This is a genomic window from Gordonia sp. LMA484 (assembly GCF_058129505.1).
Genome location: NZ_CM176700.1, coordinates 1,922,264 through 1,940,090 on the forward strand (window position 1 = coordinate 1,922,264; position 17,827 = coordinate 1,940,090).

Here is a 17,827-nt window from a genome sequence, read left to right on the forward strand (position 1 = left end):
TAGCGCAGCGAGCGCTCTTCGCGGCACCGTGAGAAGCGTCACGAGACACGGATCACATCTCACAGAGGAAACGGCACCATGCGCGACTTGCTCTTCGCTGCAGCGGACATCTGGATGATCGCCATCGGATTCATCTGCGGCATCACATTCATCAGGAAGTATTCGAACTGGCTGATCGGCCTCGAGTGGATCATCATGGGAACGTCGGGCACGAACTTCCTCGTCTACGGCGTCACGAAGGCCGGCACCGACTCGTCGATGTACCACGTCGCTTTCTTCCTCGACGCGTTCTCCCGGTCGATCGGTTTCACCGTGATCCTGGTGCTCGGCCTGCTCATGGTCACGCACCGGTACAAGCCCACGAAGGCCGTCGAGGTCGGCGTCTTCGCCCTGGCAGCGGTGCTCGGATTCCTCCTGTCGCAGTTCGCTACCGAGATCGGCACGCCCGGTAAGGTCTTCTTCCTCGTGATGGCGCTCGGCGTCAGTGCCTTCCTCGTGTACTACGGACAGCGGCTGTGGGCGCTCGGCGAGCACTCTCACGCGGTCTGGGTGTGGATCGCCACGGCGCTCAATGTGGTGGTCGCCTCTATCTACGACTTCTGGCACATCCCGGGTGACGACGCCAACCACACGCTGTTCTACATCCTCGCGCTGTTCACCTGGGGCCTGGCCATGCTCGTGATCTACCGCTCATACGTCGTTTTCGACGCGCACAACCGCGCCGCCGACGGTGCGCGCAGCGTCGGCACGGCGGTGGTCCAGGGGGCTGAGAAGGCATGAGCGCCACGACGAACACGGCCTACACCGAATTCTCGGGCTGGATCGATCCGCCCGCCGATGTACGTCCTCCGCTGACGGAGAACCTGACGTGTTCCGTCGCCGTGATCGGCGGTGGGCTCGCCGGGATGGCGACGGCCCTGCGGCTCGCGGAGCACGGCGTGGACACGATCCTGCTCGAAGCCGCGTTCTGTGGGCACGGTGCCGGCTCGCGCAATGCTGGCCAGCTGGCCAGCGCGCCGGGCGGCGACATCCAACTCCTGGATCTGCTGTACCGCAAGCGGATGCCGGCGATCATCCGCCTCACCGAGAACGCGGCGGCGCACGTGGAGGACCTCATCGCGACACGCGGGATCGAGTGCGACTACGAGGCCACCGGCAACGTCTTCGCTGCGGTGTCCCGTGGCCAGCTGGGCCGGACGCGGCGGATCGCGAAGATCCTCCGCAGGGCCGGCGCCGAGGTCCACGAAGGGAACGCCCGTGAGTTGGGGATCCCCCACGGCTTCCTCGGCGGTATGCGGGAGGTCCACGGCGGCATCATGAACCCGGGGAGATTCCTCCGCGGCCTACGTACGGCGGTGCTCGGTTCGCCGGTTCGGGTCTTCGAGCAGTCGAAGGTGACCGACATCGTTCGCGACGGCGCCGGGGTGCGCGTCACCACCCCGCGCGGCGTCGTCCAGGCCGGCACCGTCGTCCTCGCCACGAACGCCTACGCGGGCGAGTGGGACATCACCCCGAAGAGGCTGTCCTCGCCCATGTGGGTCACCGAGGCCGAGACCGAGCCGATCGACCCGGAGCGGCTCGCCGCGCTCGGCTGGACGAGCCGATCGGGGCTCGTCACGCAGCACAACATCATGGAGAACTACCGCCTCACCGCGCGCAACACGATCGTTTTCGGGGTGCGCAAGATCGAGCGCGCCGTCGAATACCCTCTCCCGGAACGTACCCCGGATCCGGCCGTCGTGGCCGAACTGGCGGGGGCCTTCGCCCGACGATTCCCACCGCTCGCGGACATCTCCGTCGCCCGGGCATGGGGCGGCTGGATCGGCATCACGTCGAGTTGGTTGCCCGTGGCTGGAACGACCGGAGGCAACATCTACTACTCACTTGCGTGCAACGGCCACGGCCTGGCACAAGCGCCGTACATCGGCGCTCTCATAGCCGATCGGATCGCGACGGGAACGATGCCGGAGGACCTGCGCACGGTGTGGGCCGACCAGCCGCGGTTCGGCCGCGCGGTCGGCCTGATCATGGGGCGGCTCGGCGTCCGAGCGGCCTGGGCCCTCGACCGGTTCAACGACGCGCTGAACGGGAGCAAGCGGATCGCGCGGCGGCGCTACGCGCACGCGACATCGGCCGGCACCGATTCCTCGCGGGCGCTGGACGTACGGAGCGGAGGACACCGGTGAGCACGAACAGTCCAGGCCTTGGGTACCGCGCTGTGTGGGGTCCGTACTGGCGGACATCGCAACCTGTGAGCAAGGCTCACCTGCACCCGGCGGCCCGGCCCCGCCAGCCCGTCGGATCCGGCACAGCGTCGTATTGCACCAACCTCCAGCAGGGACGGCAGGAAAGTGGGCCTGTTCACCGACGCAGGGTCAGGTCCGCGGCCTGGCGATACCGTTCGTAGACAGCGGTGTCGTGGTCGTCGGCGTCGCGGCGATCAGCTGTTACCTCCCACGCCGGCAATTCACCGGTCAACACCCACGCCGCCTGGCGGGCGGCCCCCAGCGCCACGTATTCGCCTGCCGCCGGGACCGACACAGGTCGGCCGAACAGTCGAGGTGCGACCGCGAGCACCGCTGCCGAGCGGCTTCCCCCGCCTACCAACAGGATTCGTTCGATTCCAATGCCCTGCTCGCCGATCAGGTCCATACAGTAGACCAGCGAACACAGCAGACCTTCGACCGCTGCCCGGGCGACGTTGGCGGGGCTCCAGTTGTCTCCGGTGATCCCGACGAGCGAAGCGGTCGCGTCCGGCAGGTTCGGCGACCGTTCACCGGAGAAGTACGGCACCATCACCAAACCGTCCGCACCGGGCGGCGCGGCCGATGCGAGTCGACCGAACTCCTCGAGGTCGACGCCCAACAGCCGGGCGGTGTCCGCAAGCACCGTTGCACCGTTGAGCGTGCACACCAGCGGCAGCTGTCGCCCGGTCGCGTCGGCGAACCCGGCCACGAGGCCGCTGCCGTCGTGGGACGGCACGTCCGTGACCGCACTCACCACACCTGAGGTCCCCAGCGACACAACGCAATCTCCTGACCCGGCGGACAGTCCGAGAGCTGCTGCCGCGTTGTCCCCGGCGCCCGGCCCGACAACGCAGCCCGATCCGTCGACACCGGCCCGCTCCGACGGCTTGAGGACATCGGGCAGACGCGGTCGGCGCCCGCCGAAGGCCAACTCCAGAAGTTCGTCGCGATACTCGCCGTCGGCGGCCGAGAAGTAACCGGTCCCCGATGCGTCGCTCCGATCGGTGACCAGTGCGTCGATACCCGGGGCTCCACGCAGCCGCCAGGTCAACCAGTCGTGCGGTAGGCAGATCGCGGCGGTGTCATCCGCCAATTCAGGTTCGGCCTGTGCCATCCACCGAAGCTTCGAAGCGGTGATCGAGGCGACCGGAACCACACCGACCCGCTTCGCCCATTCGTCGGGCCCACCCAGTTCGTCGACCAGTGCCGCGGCTGCGGGCGCCGACCGGGTATCGTTCCACAACAACGCGTTTCGAACAACGACGCCGTCCTCGTCGAGGCAGATCAATCCGTGCTGCTGTCCCGCCACCGAGATGGCGGCGACGTCGTCGAGGCCACCTGCTGCGCTTACGGCCTGCTGCAGCGCCGACCACCAGTACTCGGGGTCCACCTCGGTGCCGGGTGGATGTGGAGCCTTGCCGAATCTCACCACCTCGCCGGTGTCGGCCTCACAGACGACGACCTTGCACGATTGGGTGGACGAGTCGACTCCTGCGACGAGGGTCATGCGAGCAGCTCCTCCAGCGTTGCTCGTGCACCGTTGCGGCGCAGTGATTCCAACGCAGCCAGGTACGGTTTGGTGAATCGGGCGTCATCGGCCAGATCGCCGAACAACGCGCGATCCGAGACGAATGCGAGTGTCTGCATACGTGATTCACGGGCCAACGGCACGAGCCGGTCGGAGAGTGGGTCCGCCACGGCGATGGCGTCGCCATTCTCGTCCACCCCTTCGGCGTAGCGGGTCCAACTCGCCACGACGGCCGCGGCCAACGTGACCTCCCCGTCGGCCGCAAGGTTTTCGCGAATGACCGGCACCAGCCACTTGGGGATTCGGTCCGACGAATCCTGGCACAGCCGCGCGATCGTGTCCGCGATGGCCGGATTCCCGAACCGCGAGATCAGTGTCTCGGTGTAGTCGTCGAGGTCGACGCCCGGGACCTCGGCCAGTGTCGGGCGTCCTTCGGAGTTCATGTAGCGCCGCAGCAGGGTCGCGATCAGCGGGTCAGCCGTCGCATCGTGCACATATCGATACCCCATCAGATACCCGAAGTAGCACAGTGCCTGGTGACTGGCGTTCAGCAGCCTGAGCTTCATCAACTCATAGGGGGTGACGTCCTCGACGACCTGCACACCGACGTCTTCCAGGCGAGGTCGCCCCATCGAGAACTTGTCCTCGAGAACCCATTGGGTGAAGGGTTCAGCAACCACCGGCCAGCGGTCGTCGACCCCGGTACGCTGAGCCACCTCGTCGCGCAATTCGCGCGGGGTCGCGGGTGTGATGCGGTCGACCATCGAGTTGGGGAACTCGGTGTGTTCGGAGATCCATTCCGCGAGTTCACTGTCTTTGAGCCGTGCGAACGCCAGAAAGGTCGACTGCGCCATGTGACCGTTGCCCTGGATGTTGTCGCAGGACATCACGGTGAACGACGGGACGCCGCGGTCGCGCCGACGACGCAGCGCCTCGGTTACCAACCCGAACACAGTGCCGGGAACCGCACCAGCGGCGAGATCGGCGACGATGTCCGGGTTCTCGGCGTCGAACTCACCGGTCGACGGCGAGAAGTTGTAGCCGCCTTCGGTCACCGTGAGCGACACGATCCGCGTGTCCGGCGCAGCCAGCTTCTCGATCACTCTTTCCGGATCATCGGGCGCATAGAGATAGTCGTGGATCGACCCGATGACCGAGGTCTCGACCTTTCCGTCCGGATGTTTGAGCGTCAGCGTGTAGAGCCCGTCCTGTGGTGTCAGCGCATCGCGCATGGCCGCATCGGCCGGACGGACACCGACCCCGCATATGCCCCAGTCCATCGCGTCCCGACCGCCCGAGGTGAGCAGGCGGTCGAGGTACATCGCCTGGTGAGCGCGGTGAAACCCCCCGACGCCGAAGTGCACCACACCGGTGGACATCGCGGCACGGTCGTAGGTCGGCAGCGAGAGGTCGCTGATCTGCGACAACGAAGCCTGGCTCAAACCAACAGATTCGGTCATGCGTCACTTCCTCGGGTCGTCGCGGCGGCCGTCTTGGCCGACGATCGATGATGGGTCATCGCCGGATAGACGACGGCCTTGATGCTGCCGGGTTCTCGGTCGGCGTCGAGTGCAGCTCGAGCATCGTCGAGGCCGAACCTGCCGGTGACCATGGCATCGAGATCAACATGGCCCGACGTGATCAGCGACAGCGCGCTCGGCCAGGTGTTTGCGTACCGGAAGACACCGGTCAGCACGATTTCTCGGTTCTGGATCACGGTGACGGGCAAAGTCATCGAGTCGGATCCCATTCCGACGAGCACTGCGCGCCCCGCCGGACGCAATGACCGGATACCGGCGACGACCGCGGCCTCGACACCACTGGCATCGATGAAAGCGTCGATGGGCGCAATGGCGTCGGCGGCCACGCCGGGTTCGATCGCATCGGTTGCGCCGAATCCGAGGATCTTCTCGCGACGGATCGGGTCCGGCTCACTGACGATGATCCTGGTGGCCCCTGCGGCGCGCGCGACCTGAGCGCACATGAGTCCGATCGGGCCGGCGCCCGCGATGAGCAACGAATCCCCCATCCCGATCTGGGCTTTGCGTATCGACGCGATGCCCACCGACAACGGTTCACACAACGCTGCGGCCTCGTCACTGACAGCGTCGGGAACCGGGTGGGCGAAAGTGGCGCCGATGGTGACGAACTCACACAGTGCACCGTCAACCGGCGGCGTCGCATAGAACCGCATGTGCGGGCACAGGTTGTAGAGGCCACGGCGCGACTCGGCGCTCGACGGGTCCGGCATCTGGGGTTCGATCGAAACCCGCTCCCCGATCCGGTCGCTCGCGATGCCGCTACCCACACCGACGATCGTTCCGGCGGCCTCATGTCCGAGCACCAATGGACCGGTCACCACGTGGTCGCCGATTCGTCCGTGCCGGAGATAGTGCGCGTCTGATCCGCACACCCCCACCGCACTCACCTGGATGAGGACCTCCCCCGGCCCGGGGGCCGGTATCGGCCGATCCTCGACCGTCATCCGACCGTCCGGGTACAGGACACTGGCCCGCATGCTGATCGGTAACTCACTCTGCGATTTGACTGTTGCGTGCGTCACATCTGCGATGTTAGCGTATTGAGCAATAGTCCGGCTAGTGAGCAAATGTTCACACCACATTTCGAGGCGGCTTGATGACGACTCCAGCAAAGACCACCCCCGATACCGGGCATGACCTGCGGTTGCTCGTTCGGGCCGCCACCATGTATCACCTCGAGGGACTCACCCAGGCCGAGATCGCCACCCGCCTGGGCGTGTCCCGCCCGACGGCCGGTCGTCTGATCGGACGGGCCCGGGCGCAGGGTTTGGTGCAGGTGACAGTGACCGCGCCGAGTCACCTCAGTGCGTCCATCCACACCGATGTCGAACGCGAGGTCGAACAGACCTTCGGCCTCGACGAGGTGCTCGTGATCGATGAAACCGCGGACGGCAGCGCCTCCGGAAACGCCGCGCTGGGCCGCGCAGGCGCGTCGGTACTGACCCGACGCGTCCAGCCGACCGATGTGCTCGGATTCACCTGGGGTCCCGAACAGGTGGCCGTCGCCGACTCGATGCCGTCGAGCTCCTCCTGCCGTCAGGTGGTTCAGATGGACGGCTCGATGACCTCGGTCGAGTACCACACCGGCGTCGACCATGCGCTCGCCCGGTTCTCCGACCGACTGCACGCCCAGCCGATGCGCCTGGTCGCCCCGCTGTACGCGGATCCCGACACGGTCACCGCGCTGCAACGGGATTCCATTCTCTCGCAGTCGTTGTCAGCGGCACGGTCGGCGAATGTGATGCTGTTCGGAGTGGGTTCCGTCTCCACCTCGACCACCCTCTTCCAGGGCGCTTTCATCGATGCGATCGTCCTCGACGAGCTGATGGAACTCGGAGCGGTCGGCGAGATCGGTGGGCGATTCTATGACGCCCACGGCTCGGCCGTGGCGTCGACACTGGTCGACCGCACTGTGTCGGTCCCGCTCGACTCGGTGCGAGCCTGTCCCACATCGATCCTCATCTCCGGTGGAGAACACCGCCGGGAATCCATCCTCGGCGCCTTGCGCGGCGGGTACGTGACGATCCTCGTCACGGACCTCGAGACCGCGCAATGGCTTGTCGCTCAACAGAAAGGTGATCTCTGATGGCCGAACAACCGATGCCCTCGCGGCACCTCGGCCACGCGTCCCGGCGGGTCCGAATCCTCGCGGTGGTGATCGCGGCATCCCTGGCGCTGATCACGAGTGCGTGTTCCGGCGCGGGGTCCCTGCTCGGTGGGGGCGGTGACAGCATCACCGTCGCAATGGTCTCCAATTCTCAGATGCAGGACGCCGTCGAGCTGTCCAGCCAGTTCGAGGAGCAGAACCCGGGGATCAAGCTCAAGTTCGTCACGCTCTCCGAGAACGAGGCGCGCGCCAAGATCACCGCATCGGTGGCGACCGGCGGTGGCGAGTTCGACGTGGTGATGATCAGCAACTACGAAACGCAGATGTGGGCAGAGAACGGGTGGCTGGTGAACCTCAGCCCCTACATGAATGCCGATCCGTCTTACCAGGCAGACGATTTCATCCCGACTCTCAAGTCGGCACTCTCCTACGAGGGCTCGATGTATTCGGCTCCGTTCTACGGCGAGTCGTCCTTCCTGATGTACAACAAGAAGATGTTCGCCGACGCAGGGGTATCCCTGCCGGCCAAACCGACCTGGCCGCAGGTCGCAGAGGCTGCGGCGAAGCTCAACCGCGGCAACGTTTCCGGCATCTGCCTACGCGGCAAGCCCGGCTGGGGTGAGCTCCTGGCACCGTTGGACACCGTCATCAACGCCTTCGGCGGCCGCTGGTATGACGAGGACTGGAACGCGCAGCTGACCAGCCCCGAGGTGAAGGCCGCGGTGAACTTCTACGTGGACACCGTGCGTAAGTACGGCGAGCCCGGCGCCGCCTCGTCGGGCTTCCAGGAATGCGGAAACCTGCTCTCGCAGGGGCAGGCCGCGATGTGGTATGACGCAACCTCGGCAGTGTCGGTGCTCGAGAGCCCGGACACCTCGACGATCGCGGGCGACGTCGGCTATCTTCCCGCTCCGAGCATGGCCAAGTCCGACAACGGCTGGCTCTACACCTGGTCGCTCGGCATCCCCACCAGCAGCAAGAAGCCCGATGATGCGTGGAAGTTCATCGACTGGATGACCAACCGCGCCTACATCCAGCATGTCGCCGACACCCTCGGTGCCACGCACATCCCGCCCGGAAGCCGGTTGTCGACCTACCAGCTCCCCGCCTACAAGGCGATCTCGGGACCGTTCGCAGACGCGACGCTATCTGCGATGAGAAGCGCAGACCAACTCCATCCGACGCTGAAGCCGGTCCCTTACACCGGCATCCAGTTCCTCGCGATTCCGGAGTTCCAGGATCTCGGAACCCGGGTGAGCCAGCAGATCTCGGCGGCCATCGCCGGACAGATCAGCGTCGACAGGGCGCTCGAGCAAAGTCAGAAGTACGCCGAGACGGTCGGTAAGACCTATCAGAAGGAGAGGTGAGCCGTGGCCACCACACTTGCCCAACCAGGGGCACAACCACAGCCGCGATCCGACCAACCGCTGGGCTCAGGCCGCGACCACATCTCGCGTGCCGAGGGCTGGCGTCGACGAGGACCACTGTTACCCGCCCTGATCTTCATGATCGTGGTGACGCAGATCCCGTTCCTCTTCACGCTGTTCTATTCGACGCAGTCGTGGAACCTGGTCCGGCCGGGCTCTCGCAGCTTCGTCGGGTTGGACAACTACATCGCGGTCTTCACCGACGGGCAGTTCTGGCGGGTGACGCTGAACACCATCTTCCTGATCGTCGGGACGGTGATCGCCTCGGTGATCCTGGGGCTGATCTTCGCGCTGCTGCTCGACCGGAAGTTCCTCGGCCGCGGGATCGTTCGCACGCTGCTGATCACACCGTTCCTGGTCACCCCGGTGGCCGCGGCGCTGTTGTGGAAGACCAGCCTGCTCTCGCCGACCAACGGCCTCGTCAACTGGGCGTTGAGCCCGTTCGGCATTCACACCGACTGGCTCAGCCAGTATCCGCTGATGAGCGTCATCGCCGAATTGGTCTGGCAGTGGACGCCGTTCATGATGCTGCTGATCCTGGCCGGCCTGCAGTCCATGCCGAATGACATCCAGGAGGCGGCCCGCGTCGACGGTGCCACGAGTTTCCGACTGTTCCGTGAGCTGACGCTGCCGCATCTGCGCCGCTTCATCGAACTCGGAGCGGTCCTGGGCGCCATCTATCTGGTCAACACCTTCGATGCGGTGTACATGATGACCTCCGGCGGACCGGGCGTATCCAGCTCGAACCTGCCGTTCTACATCTATCAGCGCGCATTCCTGGGCTTCGACATCGGACAGGCCGCGGCCATGGGCGTGGTCACGGTGATCGGTACCATCGTCGTCGCCTCGCTCGCCCTGCGCCTGATCTTCAAGAGCTTCACCGGAAATGAGGAGGCAGCCTGATGACCACGACACTCGGTTCCCACCGGTCATCGGAACGCATCGGCGACGTGGAGATCCACCGCCGGCGTAACCCGCGGGGTACGTTGCTGACCGTCATCACCTGGATCCTGGCGCTCGGGTTCTTCTTCCCGGTGTTGTGGATGGTGTTGACGGCGTTCAAGAAGGAAAGCGACGCCGCCACCAATCCGCCGACGTTCATCTTCACCCCGACACTGCAACAGTTCAAAGAGGTGTTCGACGCCGGTATCGGCACCCCTCTGCTGAACTCGCTGTTCGCCACCATCGTCTCCACCATCCTGGTACTGGCACTGGGTGTACCGGCAGCGTTCGCACTCTCGCTGCGCCCGGTCCGCAAAACCCAAGACGCCCTGTTCTTCTTCATCAGCACCAAGATGCTGCCCATCGTCGCCGCGATCATCCCGCTCTATGTGATCGTCGGACGCATCGGCATGCTCGACAACATCTGGACCCTGGTCATCCTCTACACCGCCATGAACCTCCCCATCGCGGTCTGGATGATGCGCTCGTTCTTCCTCGAAGTCCCCGGCGAACTACTGGAAGCCGCCAGCATCGACGGCGCCAGCCTGTGGACCTCCGTACGCGAAGTGATCCTGCCGCTGGTCTCCCCCGGCATCGCCGCCACCGCACTGATCTGCGTCATCTTCTCCTGGAACGAGTTCTTCTTCGCCGTCAACATGACCGCCGTCAACGCCCAAACCATGCCGGTCTTCCTCACCGGCTTCATGTCCGGACAAGGCCTCTACTGGGCCCAACTGTCGGCCGCCTCCGTACTGGCCGCCCTCCCCGTGGTCATCTGCGGCTGGATCGCCCAGAACAAACTCGTCCGCGGCCTGTCCTTCGGCGCCATCAAATAACCCGACCAGTCGCACACCGCGACACCGTCCCGGAGCGGCGCCATCAAATAACCCGACCAGTCGCACACCGCGACACCGTCCCGGAGCGGCGCCATCAAATAACCCCCCTTCTCCTTTCGACCCACCCTTACGACTCTCAGGAGACACCCATCATGGCTTCCATCACCTACGACAACGCCTGCTGCGTCTACCCCGGCGCCGACAAACTCGCCGTCGACCGCCTCAGCCTCGACATCGAAGACGGCGAATTCGTGGTCCTCGTCGGCCCCTCGGGCTCGGGCAAATCCACCGCCCTACGCATGCTCGCCGGCCTCGAAGAAATCGACTCCGGCGCCATCCGCATCGGCGGCGACAACATGGTCGGCGTCGCCCCCAAAGACCGCGACATCGCCATGGTCTTCCAGAACTACGCCCTCTACCCCAACAAAACCGTCGGCGAGAACATGGGCTTCGCACTGAAAATGCGCGGCATCCCCACCGAGGAACGCAAACAGAAAGTCGCCGAAGCCGCCCGCCTACTCGACCTCACCGACTACCTCGACCGCAAACCCGCCAAACTCTCCGGCGGCCAACGCCAACGCGTCGCCATGGGCCGCGCCATCGTCCGCGAACCCCAAGTGTTCTGCATGGACGAACCCCTGTCCAACCTCGACGCCAAACTGCGCGTACAAACCCGCACCCAAATCGCCGCACTCCAACGCCGCCTGGGCACCACCACCGTCTACGTCACCCACGACCAAGTCGAAGCCATGACCATGGGCGACCGCGTCGCCGTCCTGCGCCACGGCGTCCTGCAACAATTCTCCACCCCCGCCGACCTGTACGACCGCCCCATCAACGCCTTCGTCGCCGGCTTCATCGGCTCACCCGCCATGAACCTGTTCACCGCACCAATCACAGACAACGCCATCACCATCGCCGGCTCCACCGTCGACCTCGACGACGAAACCCAAGCCCTACTCCGCAAATCCGGCCACGACAAGGTCATCGTCGGCATCCGCCCCGAACACCTCGCCATCGGCGACCACGGCATCAACGCCGACGTCGTCCTCCTCGAAGAACTCGGCAGCGAGAGCTACCTCTACGCCAAAATCGACGACCCCACCATCACCACCCTCGACGGCGACCCCGTCACCCTCGTCGCCCGCGTCCCCCACCGCGCACCCGCCAAACTCGGCGACACCGTCCACCTCCACCAAGCCGACCGCGCCGTACACCTCTTCAACCCCGACACCGGCGACCGACTCGGGTGAGCGCGCCGGCCGGGCCGGTGGGCGCCGGCCGCTGATACTGTTACTGCTCCGACGACTCTGAGGAGCAGCGGTGACAGACGGCAGCAGTCCATCGGCCACGGACGGCGATGGCGCCTCTGACGGAGTGCCCGTCGGCTCTTCCGACCACGAGGCTCACGGCAGCCAGACGTCGAAGGGCGCGACGCGTCACGACGGCCCCAGCGCCGACAGCGGCGCCGGGGCCGACAACACTTCGTCGAGCGCGTCGGGATCGGGTTCGACCGCGACGGCGGCAAATACGACTGCGACGACCGCGAGCACGACTGCGGCAGAGTCACAGCCAGACCGACGGGCCCACCGAGGCTGGTGGCGGCGACATCTCGACCGCTACGCCTTCAGCGGTTCGCTCGTCGCACTGGCGTTCCTGTGGTTCTCGATGACCCCGTCCCTGCTACCGCGGGGTGCGTTCTTCCAGGGCGTCGTCAGCGGGGCGTCGGCCGCCGTCGGCTACCTTCTCGGCGTATTCATCTCCTGGCTGGTGCGCTACCTCATCTCGCGAGATGAACCCTGGCCGCGCGCATCACGGATCGCCTGGATCGTCCTGGCAGTCATCGCGCTCATCGGCACGATCCTCATGCTGGTGTGGTTTTCGCAATGGCAGGACGATATCCGTGACCTGATGGGCGTCGAGCGGCTCAGTTGGACCGCGTATCCGTGGATAGCCATCCTCGCGGTGCTGGTGTTCCTGCTCTTGGTCGCGCTCGGCCGGCTGTTCGCGTTCGAGGTGCGATGGGCCGTTCGCGGACTCAACCGCATTGCTCCACCACGTGTCTCGGCGCTCATCGGCGCCGGCCTGGTCATCGTACTGACGGTGTTCATCCTCAACGGTGTGGTGGCCAAGTACTCGATGCAGTGGCTCAACTCCAGCTTCGCTGCGGCGAACGAGGAAACGAAACCCGACAACTCCCCGCCGACATCCTCGCTACGATCCGGCGGCCCCGGCTCGCTGGTCTCCTGGGCGTCGCTGGGCCGCGAGGGCCGTGTGTTCGTCTCCCGAGGTCCGGATGTCGGCGCCCTCACCCAATTCAACGGCGCCCCGGCCTCCGAACCGATCCGGGTGTACGCCGGCCTCGAGTCCGCCGACAACATCCGCGAGGCCGCCGAGCTCGCCGCGGACGAACTGGTCCGGACCGGCGGTCTACAGCGTGCCGTGGTCGCCGTCGGGTCGTCGACCGGGAGCGGCTGGGTCAACAAGGCCACCGTCGATTCGCTGGAGTACATGTACAACGGCGACACCGCCACGATCAGCATGCAGTATTCATATCTGCCGAGCTGGCTGTCGTTCCTCGTCGACAAAGAACGTGCCCGGCAGGCAGGTCGCGCCCTGTTCGAGGCAGTGTCCGAGAGGGTCCGTGCGCTCCCAGAGGCTCAGCGGCCCAAGGTGGTGGTGTTCGGCGAGAGTCTGGGTTCCTTTGCCGGCGAAGCCGCCTTCGGCAGCATCCCGACCATCGCGGCGCGCACCGACGGCGCCCTGTTCAGTGGGCCGACGTTCAACAACACGCTCTGGAACGACACGACGAACGATCGTGATGCGGGCACTCCGGAAGTGTTGCCGGTCTACGACAACGGCAAACAGGTGCGCTTCATCGCCGACCAGACCGACCTGCCCGGAGCCGACGCGAACTGGCAGGCATCACGCATCGTCTACCTGCAGCATGCGAGCGACCCGATCACGTGGTGGAATCCGGCCCTCATCCTGAACAAGCCCGATTGGCTGAGCGAACCGCGTGGTCGTGATGTGCTGTCGTCGACGCGTTGGATTCCCTTCGTGACATTCCTGCAGGTGTCCGCCGACATGGCGGTGGCGGTGAACGTGCCCGATGGACATGGGCACGATTACATGTCGGCGATCCCGTACGCATGGTCACGGATTCTGCAACCACCGGGTTGGACAGATGCAAAGACCGAGGCACTGCTCCCGCGCCTCAACCGCGACTGATCGTCGACCACGTCCGCGTCAGATCATGCCGGTGGCGTCGAAAACCCAACTCGTGTCGGCCGACGCGAGACTCTCCATCCACGTTGCGGGCGCGCTGTTGAGCAGCGTGGCCGAGTCCCAATAGTCCTTCCACAGCGCGACTTTGCCGTCTCGGACTCGATGTACCGTCACGAACGGCAACTCGGCGACCTCACCGCTGGGCCATTCCCACGTCTCGGAATGCTCGTAGATGACCTCGTCACCGTTGGCGACGAGCAACCCGTCGTGGTTGGTGTAGCTCGCGAGCTGCTCGAATGCCACCTTGATGCGCTTGACGATGTCGACCGGGCCTCGAGCGGCCAGCGTCGGGCCGTAGGGCATGTCGAGATAGATACAGTCGTCGGCCAGAAAGGGCGTCATCGCATCCCAATCACGCTCCGACAGAGCTCTCCACAGACCCAGGACCGAGTCGGTCGCGGCTTGTTCACTCATTCGCGGACCCCGCGTCGACCAGGTCCACCGAAGCAGACGGGCGGGCAACGACAGCGACTGGGCGGCCCGGCCGGCCGAACCGAAGGAACTGACCGGTGCGAACGGCGCCGACCGTCGGCGTGGTGACTCCGTGATCGACGACCTTGTGTCCACTCACGAAAACCGCGACGACGGTGTCGTCGTTGCGGTTCACCATCCGCGACATGCCACCGAAGGCGGCCACGGGTGCCTCCGCGTATGCGTCGAGGGAATCATCGAGCCGGCACGGGTCCACGACCATCAGGTCGGCACGATCGCCCGGGCGTAGATGTCCGGCGTCGATGCCGTACCAGTCCGCCAGTTCACCGGTCATGCGATGGACGGCCTCGGCGACGCTCAGGAACGGGTCACCGGCCTGCTCGGCCGCATACACGTGCCGTAGCAGGCGAAGGCCGAAGTTGTAGAAGGCCATGTTTCGCAGATGTGCCCCGGCATCGGAGAACCCGAATTGGATTCCCGGCTCACGCGCCATCGCCCTGAGCACCTCGGGCCGGTGATTGGATATCGTGGTGCGCCAGCGGATCTCTGTGCCGTGCTCGAGAACGAGGTCGAGGAAGGCGTCGACCGCATGCAGACCGCCGCGGTCGAGGCCAACCTGGCCGAAGGACTTGCCGACCACCGACTCGTCCGGGCACTTGACGATCTCGGCGTCGAAGAAGTCGCGGTGCCAGACCCGCGTGCCGAACTTCGACTCATAGTCTTTGCGGAACCGCCGGCGGTACGCCTTGTCGCGCAAGAGTTCGTTGCGCTCGAGCTCATCCTTCAGATGCAGCGCCGCGGCCCCGGACCCGAACTCCTCGAAGATGACCAGGTCGATGCCGTCGGCGTACACCTCGAACGGGACCGGCAGATGCTGCCAGCGGAAGTCGCCGCCGAGCCTGTTGACCAGTCCGGCAAGCGGTCCCATGATCCTGATCGCGTGCGGATTCGCCTTGATGTCGGCGGCGGACAACAAGCTCGTCTTGAGCTTCCTGCGCCCGATGCCGACCGACGTGAGAGCCTGCGACACCACATTGGTGGGGTTGCTGATGTCCGGACCCGCCTGCAGGATACGACCGGTCCGACGCAGCAGTGACTTGAGTCGTCGCAGTTCCTTCGGTCCGGCATAGGTCGACGGGAGGGTGCGCGACCGGCAGGTGTCGCCGTCGAGTTTGTCGAAGAGCAGCTGTTGTGACGACATCCCGACGAACCCGGCGTCCAGCGCCTCGGACAGCCACCGTTCCATCTGCTCCTGTTCGGACATGCTGGGCCGCAACTCTTTCCGGGTCGCGCGCTCCAGACCCATGGCGGCCGTGCGCATGTCGGAATGGCCGATGAACGCCACGACATTCGGTCCGAGCTCACGGCTCTCGAGTGCGTCGACGTAGTCGGCGGGCGTGGACCACGTCTTGTGCCGATCAACGGTCTCGATAACGTGTTCACGCGGGATCGCCTCCACGCGCCCGAACAGATCACCGGCCTCGGTCGGGTCGACGTGGATGGTCGACAGCGAACACGAGCCGACGAACACGGTGGTCACACCATGACGCAGCGATTCCGCGAGTCCGGGCTGAGCAAGCACCTCCACGTCGTAGTGGGTGTGGATGTCGATCATGCCGGGCAGTACCCACAACCCTGTCGCATCGATGACCTCGCCGCATCCGCGCTCGTCGAGCGGGTCGGCGGAGACGGTGGCGACGACGCCGTCCCGGATGCCGATGTTGCGGACTGCGGCCGGGGTCCCGGTACCGTCGAACCACAGACCATTCCGGATGATTGTGTCGTAGATCACGTGAACATTAGAGACACGGTCAGCGATCAGTGTCAACGAATCAGTAGACATTTTCTCAGATCTGTACACCTGACCCACTTCCACGGGAGCCCACACCGGGTCGGCGTCAGTCCCGGCCGCGCCGCGAAGGGAGCAAGAACGGTCGGGCGGACCGGTTGCCCGACGGCGGATACTGGGTTCATGACCGAAGCCGGACGCGATCGCATCCGCGAGTTACTCGACACCGTGCTCGCCGACGAGCACTCCACGCTCGACGCCATGGCGGCCGGCGCCCATGTGTCGGCGTTTCATTTCAGTCGGCAGTTCTCGCGCAACGTCGGCGAATCGCCGGTCGCACTTCGCCGGCGGGTCCTGCTCGAACGCGCCGCGTGGTCATTGCAACGCGGAGAGTCGGTGACCGACACCGCGTTCGACTCTGGGTACGAATCCGTCGAAGGCTTCGCGCGGGCCTTCGCCCGCGCGTTCGGACACCCGCCGAGCCGAATCGGCCCGCGTACACACCGTGGGCACTGGTTGCCCGCTCCCAACGGCATCCACTTCCATTCGCCCACGGTCCTCTACGTCGACGCGGGAGCGACCTCCGAGGAGTCCGCCGGCGACGTTCTCGCACTGATGGTGCGTCATGACCTCGACGACGTGTCCGCATTACTGGACGCGGCCAAGGACATCGATCGCGACGCCTTTCACGCGATCCGGCTACCCGGTCATCGACCACTCGCCTGGAACGGTACAGAAGAGTCGGTCGCCGAAGTCCTCCACCACCTCGTCGTCGACAAACTGCCCTGGCTGGCCAGTATCGAGGGTGACGACGAACCGGGCCTCGACGGTCCCCACGACGTCCGGTCACTGATCGAGTCACACGCCGAGATCGCGCCGCGCTGGCTGGCGTTGACGCGGGACATCGATCGCCGGGACGCGTGGTCGGACCGGATCATCGACGCGATCTGTGATCCGCCGGAATCCTTTCTGCTGTCGCAGATCTGGGCCCACGTGCTGACGTTCTCCGCCCATCGTCGGCAGATCGCACGCTGGATGCTGACTGACGCCGGGATCGATGTCGCCACACTCGATCCCGACCCCATCATGTGGCATCGACATCAATCCGGAGGTTTCGCATGACCACCTCGACACCGCGTGGCTTGTATTACACGGCAACCACACTCGACGGCTACCTCGCCGATGAGCACGATTCACTCGATTGGCTGTTCATCCAGCCCATCGACGAGGACGGTGCCATGAACTATCAGGATTTCATCGCCGACATCGGGTGCATGGCGATGGGCGCCACCACCTACCAGTGGCTGCTCGACCACGAGGTCAGCGACGGCAAACCCTGGCCCTACGAAATGCCGAGTTTTGTGTTCACCCATCGCGACGTGACGCCGGTGGCCGACTCGATCCGTGTCGTCGCCGGTACTCCGGAGACGCATCGGGCGGCGCTCGTGGAGGCTGCGGGAGGCAAAGACATCTGGGTGGTGGGCGGCGGCGATCTCGCCGCGCAGTTCGCCGAGGCAGAAATGCTCGACGAGATCATCGTCAACGTCGCGCCCGTCACGCTCGGCGCGGGACGCCCGCTGTTCCCCCGGCCGTTCGACCTGGAACTCCTCGACGTCGACCGCAACCGTGCCTTCGTGTGCGCCCGCTATCGCGTGGTGGGGCCACGTTCGGCAAACTCCTGACACGTCACG

The 17,827-nt window shown here is 65.5% G+C and carries 15 protein-coding genes; 10 read left to right on the forward strand and 5 right to left on the reverse strand.

Annotated elements, in window-relative coordinates:
* Positions 1–78 precede the first annotated feature (78 nt).
* Positions 79–780: a transporter gene (locus AC4AMJ_RS08350; protein WP_489895814.1), complete on the forward strand. Its 702-nt coding sequence runs from the start codon at positions 79–81 to the stop codon at positions 778–780.
* On the forward strand, positions 777–2,186 hold the full coding sequence (locus AC4AMJ_RS08355; RefSeq protein WP_489895816.1) for an NAD(P)/FAD-dependent oxidoreductase: 1,410 nt from the start codon (positions 777–779) through the stop codon (positions 2,184–2,186). Before AC4AMJ_RS08350 ends, AC4AMJ_RS08355 begins: the two co-directional genes overlap by 4 nt.
* Before the next feature lie 175 nt (positions 2,187–2,361).
* On the opposite strand, the gene xylB is transcribed toward AC4AMJ_RS08355, so the two are convergent.
* Genes xylB through AC4AMJ_RS08370 form a run of 3 tightly spaced genes read right to left on the reverse strand, consistent with a single transcriptional unit; the run spans position 2,362 to position 6,292 of the window.
* Complete coding sequence (xylB, locus tag AC4AMJ_RS08360) at positions 2,362–3,753, reverse strand: xylulokinase (RefSeq protein WP_489917777.1); 1,392 nt, start codon at positions 3,751–3,753, stop codon at positions 2,362–2,364.
* Positions 3,750–5,234 carry a mannitol dehydrogenase family protein gene (locus AC4AMJ_RS08365; RefSeq protein ID WP_489895820.1) on the reverse strand — a complete coding sequence of 495 codons (1,485 nt, stop codon included), beginning with the start codon at positions 5,232–5,234 and terminating at the stop codon, positions 3,750–3,752. The genes xylB and AC4AMJ_RS08365 overlap by 4 nt, the downstream gene beginning before the upstream one ends.
* Positions 5,231–6,292: an NAD(P)-dependent alcohol dehydrogenase gene (locus AC4AMJ_RS08370; protein ID WP_489900908.1), complete on the reverse strand. Its 1,062-nt coding sequence runs from the start codon at positions 6,290–6,292 to the stop codon at positions 5,231–5,233. The genes AC4AMJ_RS08365 and AC4AMJ_RS08370 overlap by 4 nt, the downstream gene beginning before the upstream one ends.
* Positions 6,293–6,411: 119 nt before the next feature.
* On the opposite strand from AC4AMJ_RS08370, the gene AC4AMJ_RS08375 reads away from it, so the two are divergent.
* The 6 genes from AC4AMJ_RS08375 to AC4AMJ_RS08400 all read left to right on the forward strand — a co-directional run bounded on the left by AC4AMJ_RS08375 (position 6,412) and on the right by AC4AMJ_RS08400 (position 13,858).
* Positions 6,412–7,401 carry a sugar-binding transcriptional regulator gene (locus AC4AMJ_RS08375; RefSeq protein WP_489895822.1) on the forward strand — a complete coding sequence of 330 codons (990 nt, stop codon included), beginning with the start codon at positions 6,412–6,414 and terminating at the stop codon, positions 7,399–7,401.
* Complete coding sequence (locus AC4AMJ_RS08380; RefSeq protein ID WP_489917778.1) at positions 7,401–8,789, forward strand: ABC transporter substrate-binding protein; 1,389 nt, start codon at positions 7,401–7,403, stop codon at positions 8,787–8,789. The genes AC4AMJ_RS08375 and AC4AMJ_RS08380 overlap by 1 nt, the downstream gene beginning before the upstream one ends.
* 3 nt (positions 8,790–8,792) lie before the next feature.
* Positions 8,793–9,752, forward strand: a complete 960-nt coding sequence (locus tag AC4AMJ_RS08385; RefSeq protein WP_489895826.1) for a carbohydrate ABC transporter permease — start codon at positions 8,793–8,795, stop codon at positions 9,750–9,752.
* Positions 9,752–10,627, forward strand: a complete 876-nt coding sequence (locus AC4AMJ_RS08390) for a carbohydrate ABC transporter permease (RefSeq protein WP_489895828.1) — start codon at positions 9,752–9,754, stop codon at positions 10,625–10,627. The genes AC4AMJ_RS08385 and AC4AMJ_RS08390 overlap by 1 nt, the downstream gene beginning before the upstream one ends.
* Before the next feature lie 152 nt (positions 10,628–10,779).
* Positions 10,780–11,880 carry an ABC transporter ATP-binding protein gene (locus AC4AMJ_RS08395; RefSeq protein WP_489895830.1) on the forward strand — a complete coding sequence of 367 codons (1,101 nt, stop codon included), beginning with the start codon at positions 10,780–10,782 and terminating at the stop codon, positions 11,878–11,880.
* A gap of 70 nt (positions 11,881–11,950) precedes the next feature.
* Complete coding sequence (locus AC4AMJ_RS08400; RefSeq protein ID WP_489917779.1) at positions 11,951–13,858, forward strand: alpha/beta hydrolase; 1,908 nt, start codon at positions 11,951–11,953, stop codon at positions 13,856–13,858.
* An 18-nt stretch (positions 13,859–13,876) separates the two neighbouring features.
* On the opposite strand, the gene AC4AMJ_RS08405 is transcribed toward AC4AMJ_RS08400, so the two are convergent.
* Complete coding sequence (locus AC4AMJ_RS08405) at positions 13,877–14,329, reverse strand: nuclear transport factor 2 family protein (RefSeq protein ID WP_489917780.1); 453 nt, start codon at positions 14,327–14,329, stop codon at positions 13,877–13,879.
* On the reverse strand, positions 14,322–16,139 hold the full coding sequence (locus tag AC4AMJ_RS08410) for an N-acyl-D-amino-acid deacylase family protein (RefSeq protein ID WP_489895836.1): 1,818 nt from the start codon (positions 16,137–16,139) through the stop codon (positions 14,322–14,324). The genes AC4AMJ_RS08405 and AC4AMJ_RS08410 overlap by 8 nt, the downstream gene beginning before the upstream one ends.
* Positions 16,140–16,319: 180 nt before the next feature.
* On the opposite strand from AC4AMJ_RS08410, the gene AC4AMJ_RS08415 reads away from it, so the two are divergent.
* Together AC4AMJ_RS08415 and AC4AMJ_RS08420 are read left to right on the forward strand one after the other, a co-directional pair.
* On the forward strand, positions 16,320–17,258 hold the full coding sequence (locus AC4AMJ_RS08415; RefSeq protein WP_489917781.1) for a helix-turn-helix domain-containing protein: 939 nt from the start codon (positions 16,320–16,322) through the stop codon (positions 17,256–17,258).
* Positions 17,255–17,818 carry a dihydrofolate reductase family protein gene (locus AC4AMJ_RS08420; protein WP_489917782.1) on the forward strand — a complete coding sequence of 188 codons (564 nt, stop codon included), beginning with the start codon at positions 17,255–17,257 and terminating at the stop codon, positions 17,816–17,818. Before AC4AMJ_RS08415 ends, AC4AMJ_RS08420 begins: the two co-directional genes overlap by 4 nt.
* The last annotated feature ends 9 nt before the right edge of the window (positions 17,819–17,827 follow it).

What these genes read in the sequence shown, in the direction of transcription:
- AC4AMJ_RS08375 (WP_489895822.1), top strand. Translation starts at nt 6,412, where the DNA reads ATGACGACTCCAGCAAAGACCACCCCCGATACCGGGCATGACCTGCGG.
- AC4AMJ_RS08350 (WP_489895814.1), top strand. Translation starts at nt 79, where the DNA reads ATGCGCGACTTGCTCTTCGCTGCAGCGGACATCTGGATGATCGCCATC.
- AC4AMJ_RS08405 (WP_489917780.1), bottom strand. Translation starts at nt 14,329, where the DNA reads ATGAGTGAACAAGCCGCGACCGACTCGGTCCTGGGTCTGTGGAGAGCT.
- AC4AMJ_RS08365 (WP_489895820.1), bottom strand. Translation starts at nt 5,234, where the DNA reads ATGACCGAATCTGTTGGTTTGAGCCAGGCTTCGTTGTCGCAGATCAGC.
- AC4AMJ_RS08380 (WP_489917778.1), top strand. Translation starts at nt 7,401, where the DNA reads ATGGCCGAACAACCGATGCCCTCGCGGCACCTCGGCCACGCGTCCCGG.
- AC4AMJ_RS08390 (WP_489895828.1), top strand. Translation starts at nt 9,752, where the DNA reads ATGACCACGACACTCGGTTCCCACCGGTCATCGGAACGCATCGGCGAC.
- AC4AMJ_RS08420 (WP_489917782.1), top strand. Translation starts at nt 17,255, where the DNA reads ATGACCACCTCGACACCGCGTGGCTTGTATTACACGGCAACCACACTC.
- AC4AMJ_RS08415 (WP_489917781.1), top strand. Translation starts at nt 16,320, where the DNA reads ATGACCGAAGCCGGACGCGATCGCATCCGCGAGTTACTCGACACCGTG.
- xylB (WP_489917777.1), bottom strand. Translation starts at nt 3,753, where the DNA reads ATGACCCTCGTCGCAGGAGTCGACTCGTCCACCCAATCGTGCAAGGTC.
- AC4AMJ_RS08370 (WP_489900908.1), bottom strand. Translation starts at nt 6,292, where the DNA reads ATGCGGGCCAGTGTCCTGTACCCGGACGGTCGGATGACGGTCGAGGAT.
- AC4AMJ_RS08395 (WP_489895830.1), top strand. Translation starts at nt 10,780, where the DNA reads ATGGCTTCCATCACCTACGACAACGCCTGCTGCGTCTACCCCGGCGCC.
- AC4AMJ_RS08355 (WP_489895816.1), top strand. Translation starts at nt 777, where the DNA reads ATGAGCGCCACGACGAACACGGCCTACACCGAATTCTCGGGCTGGATC.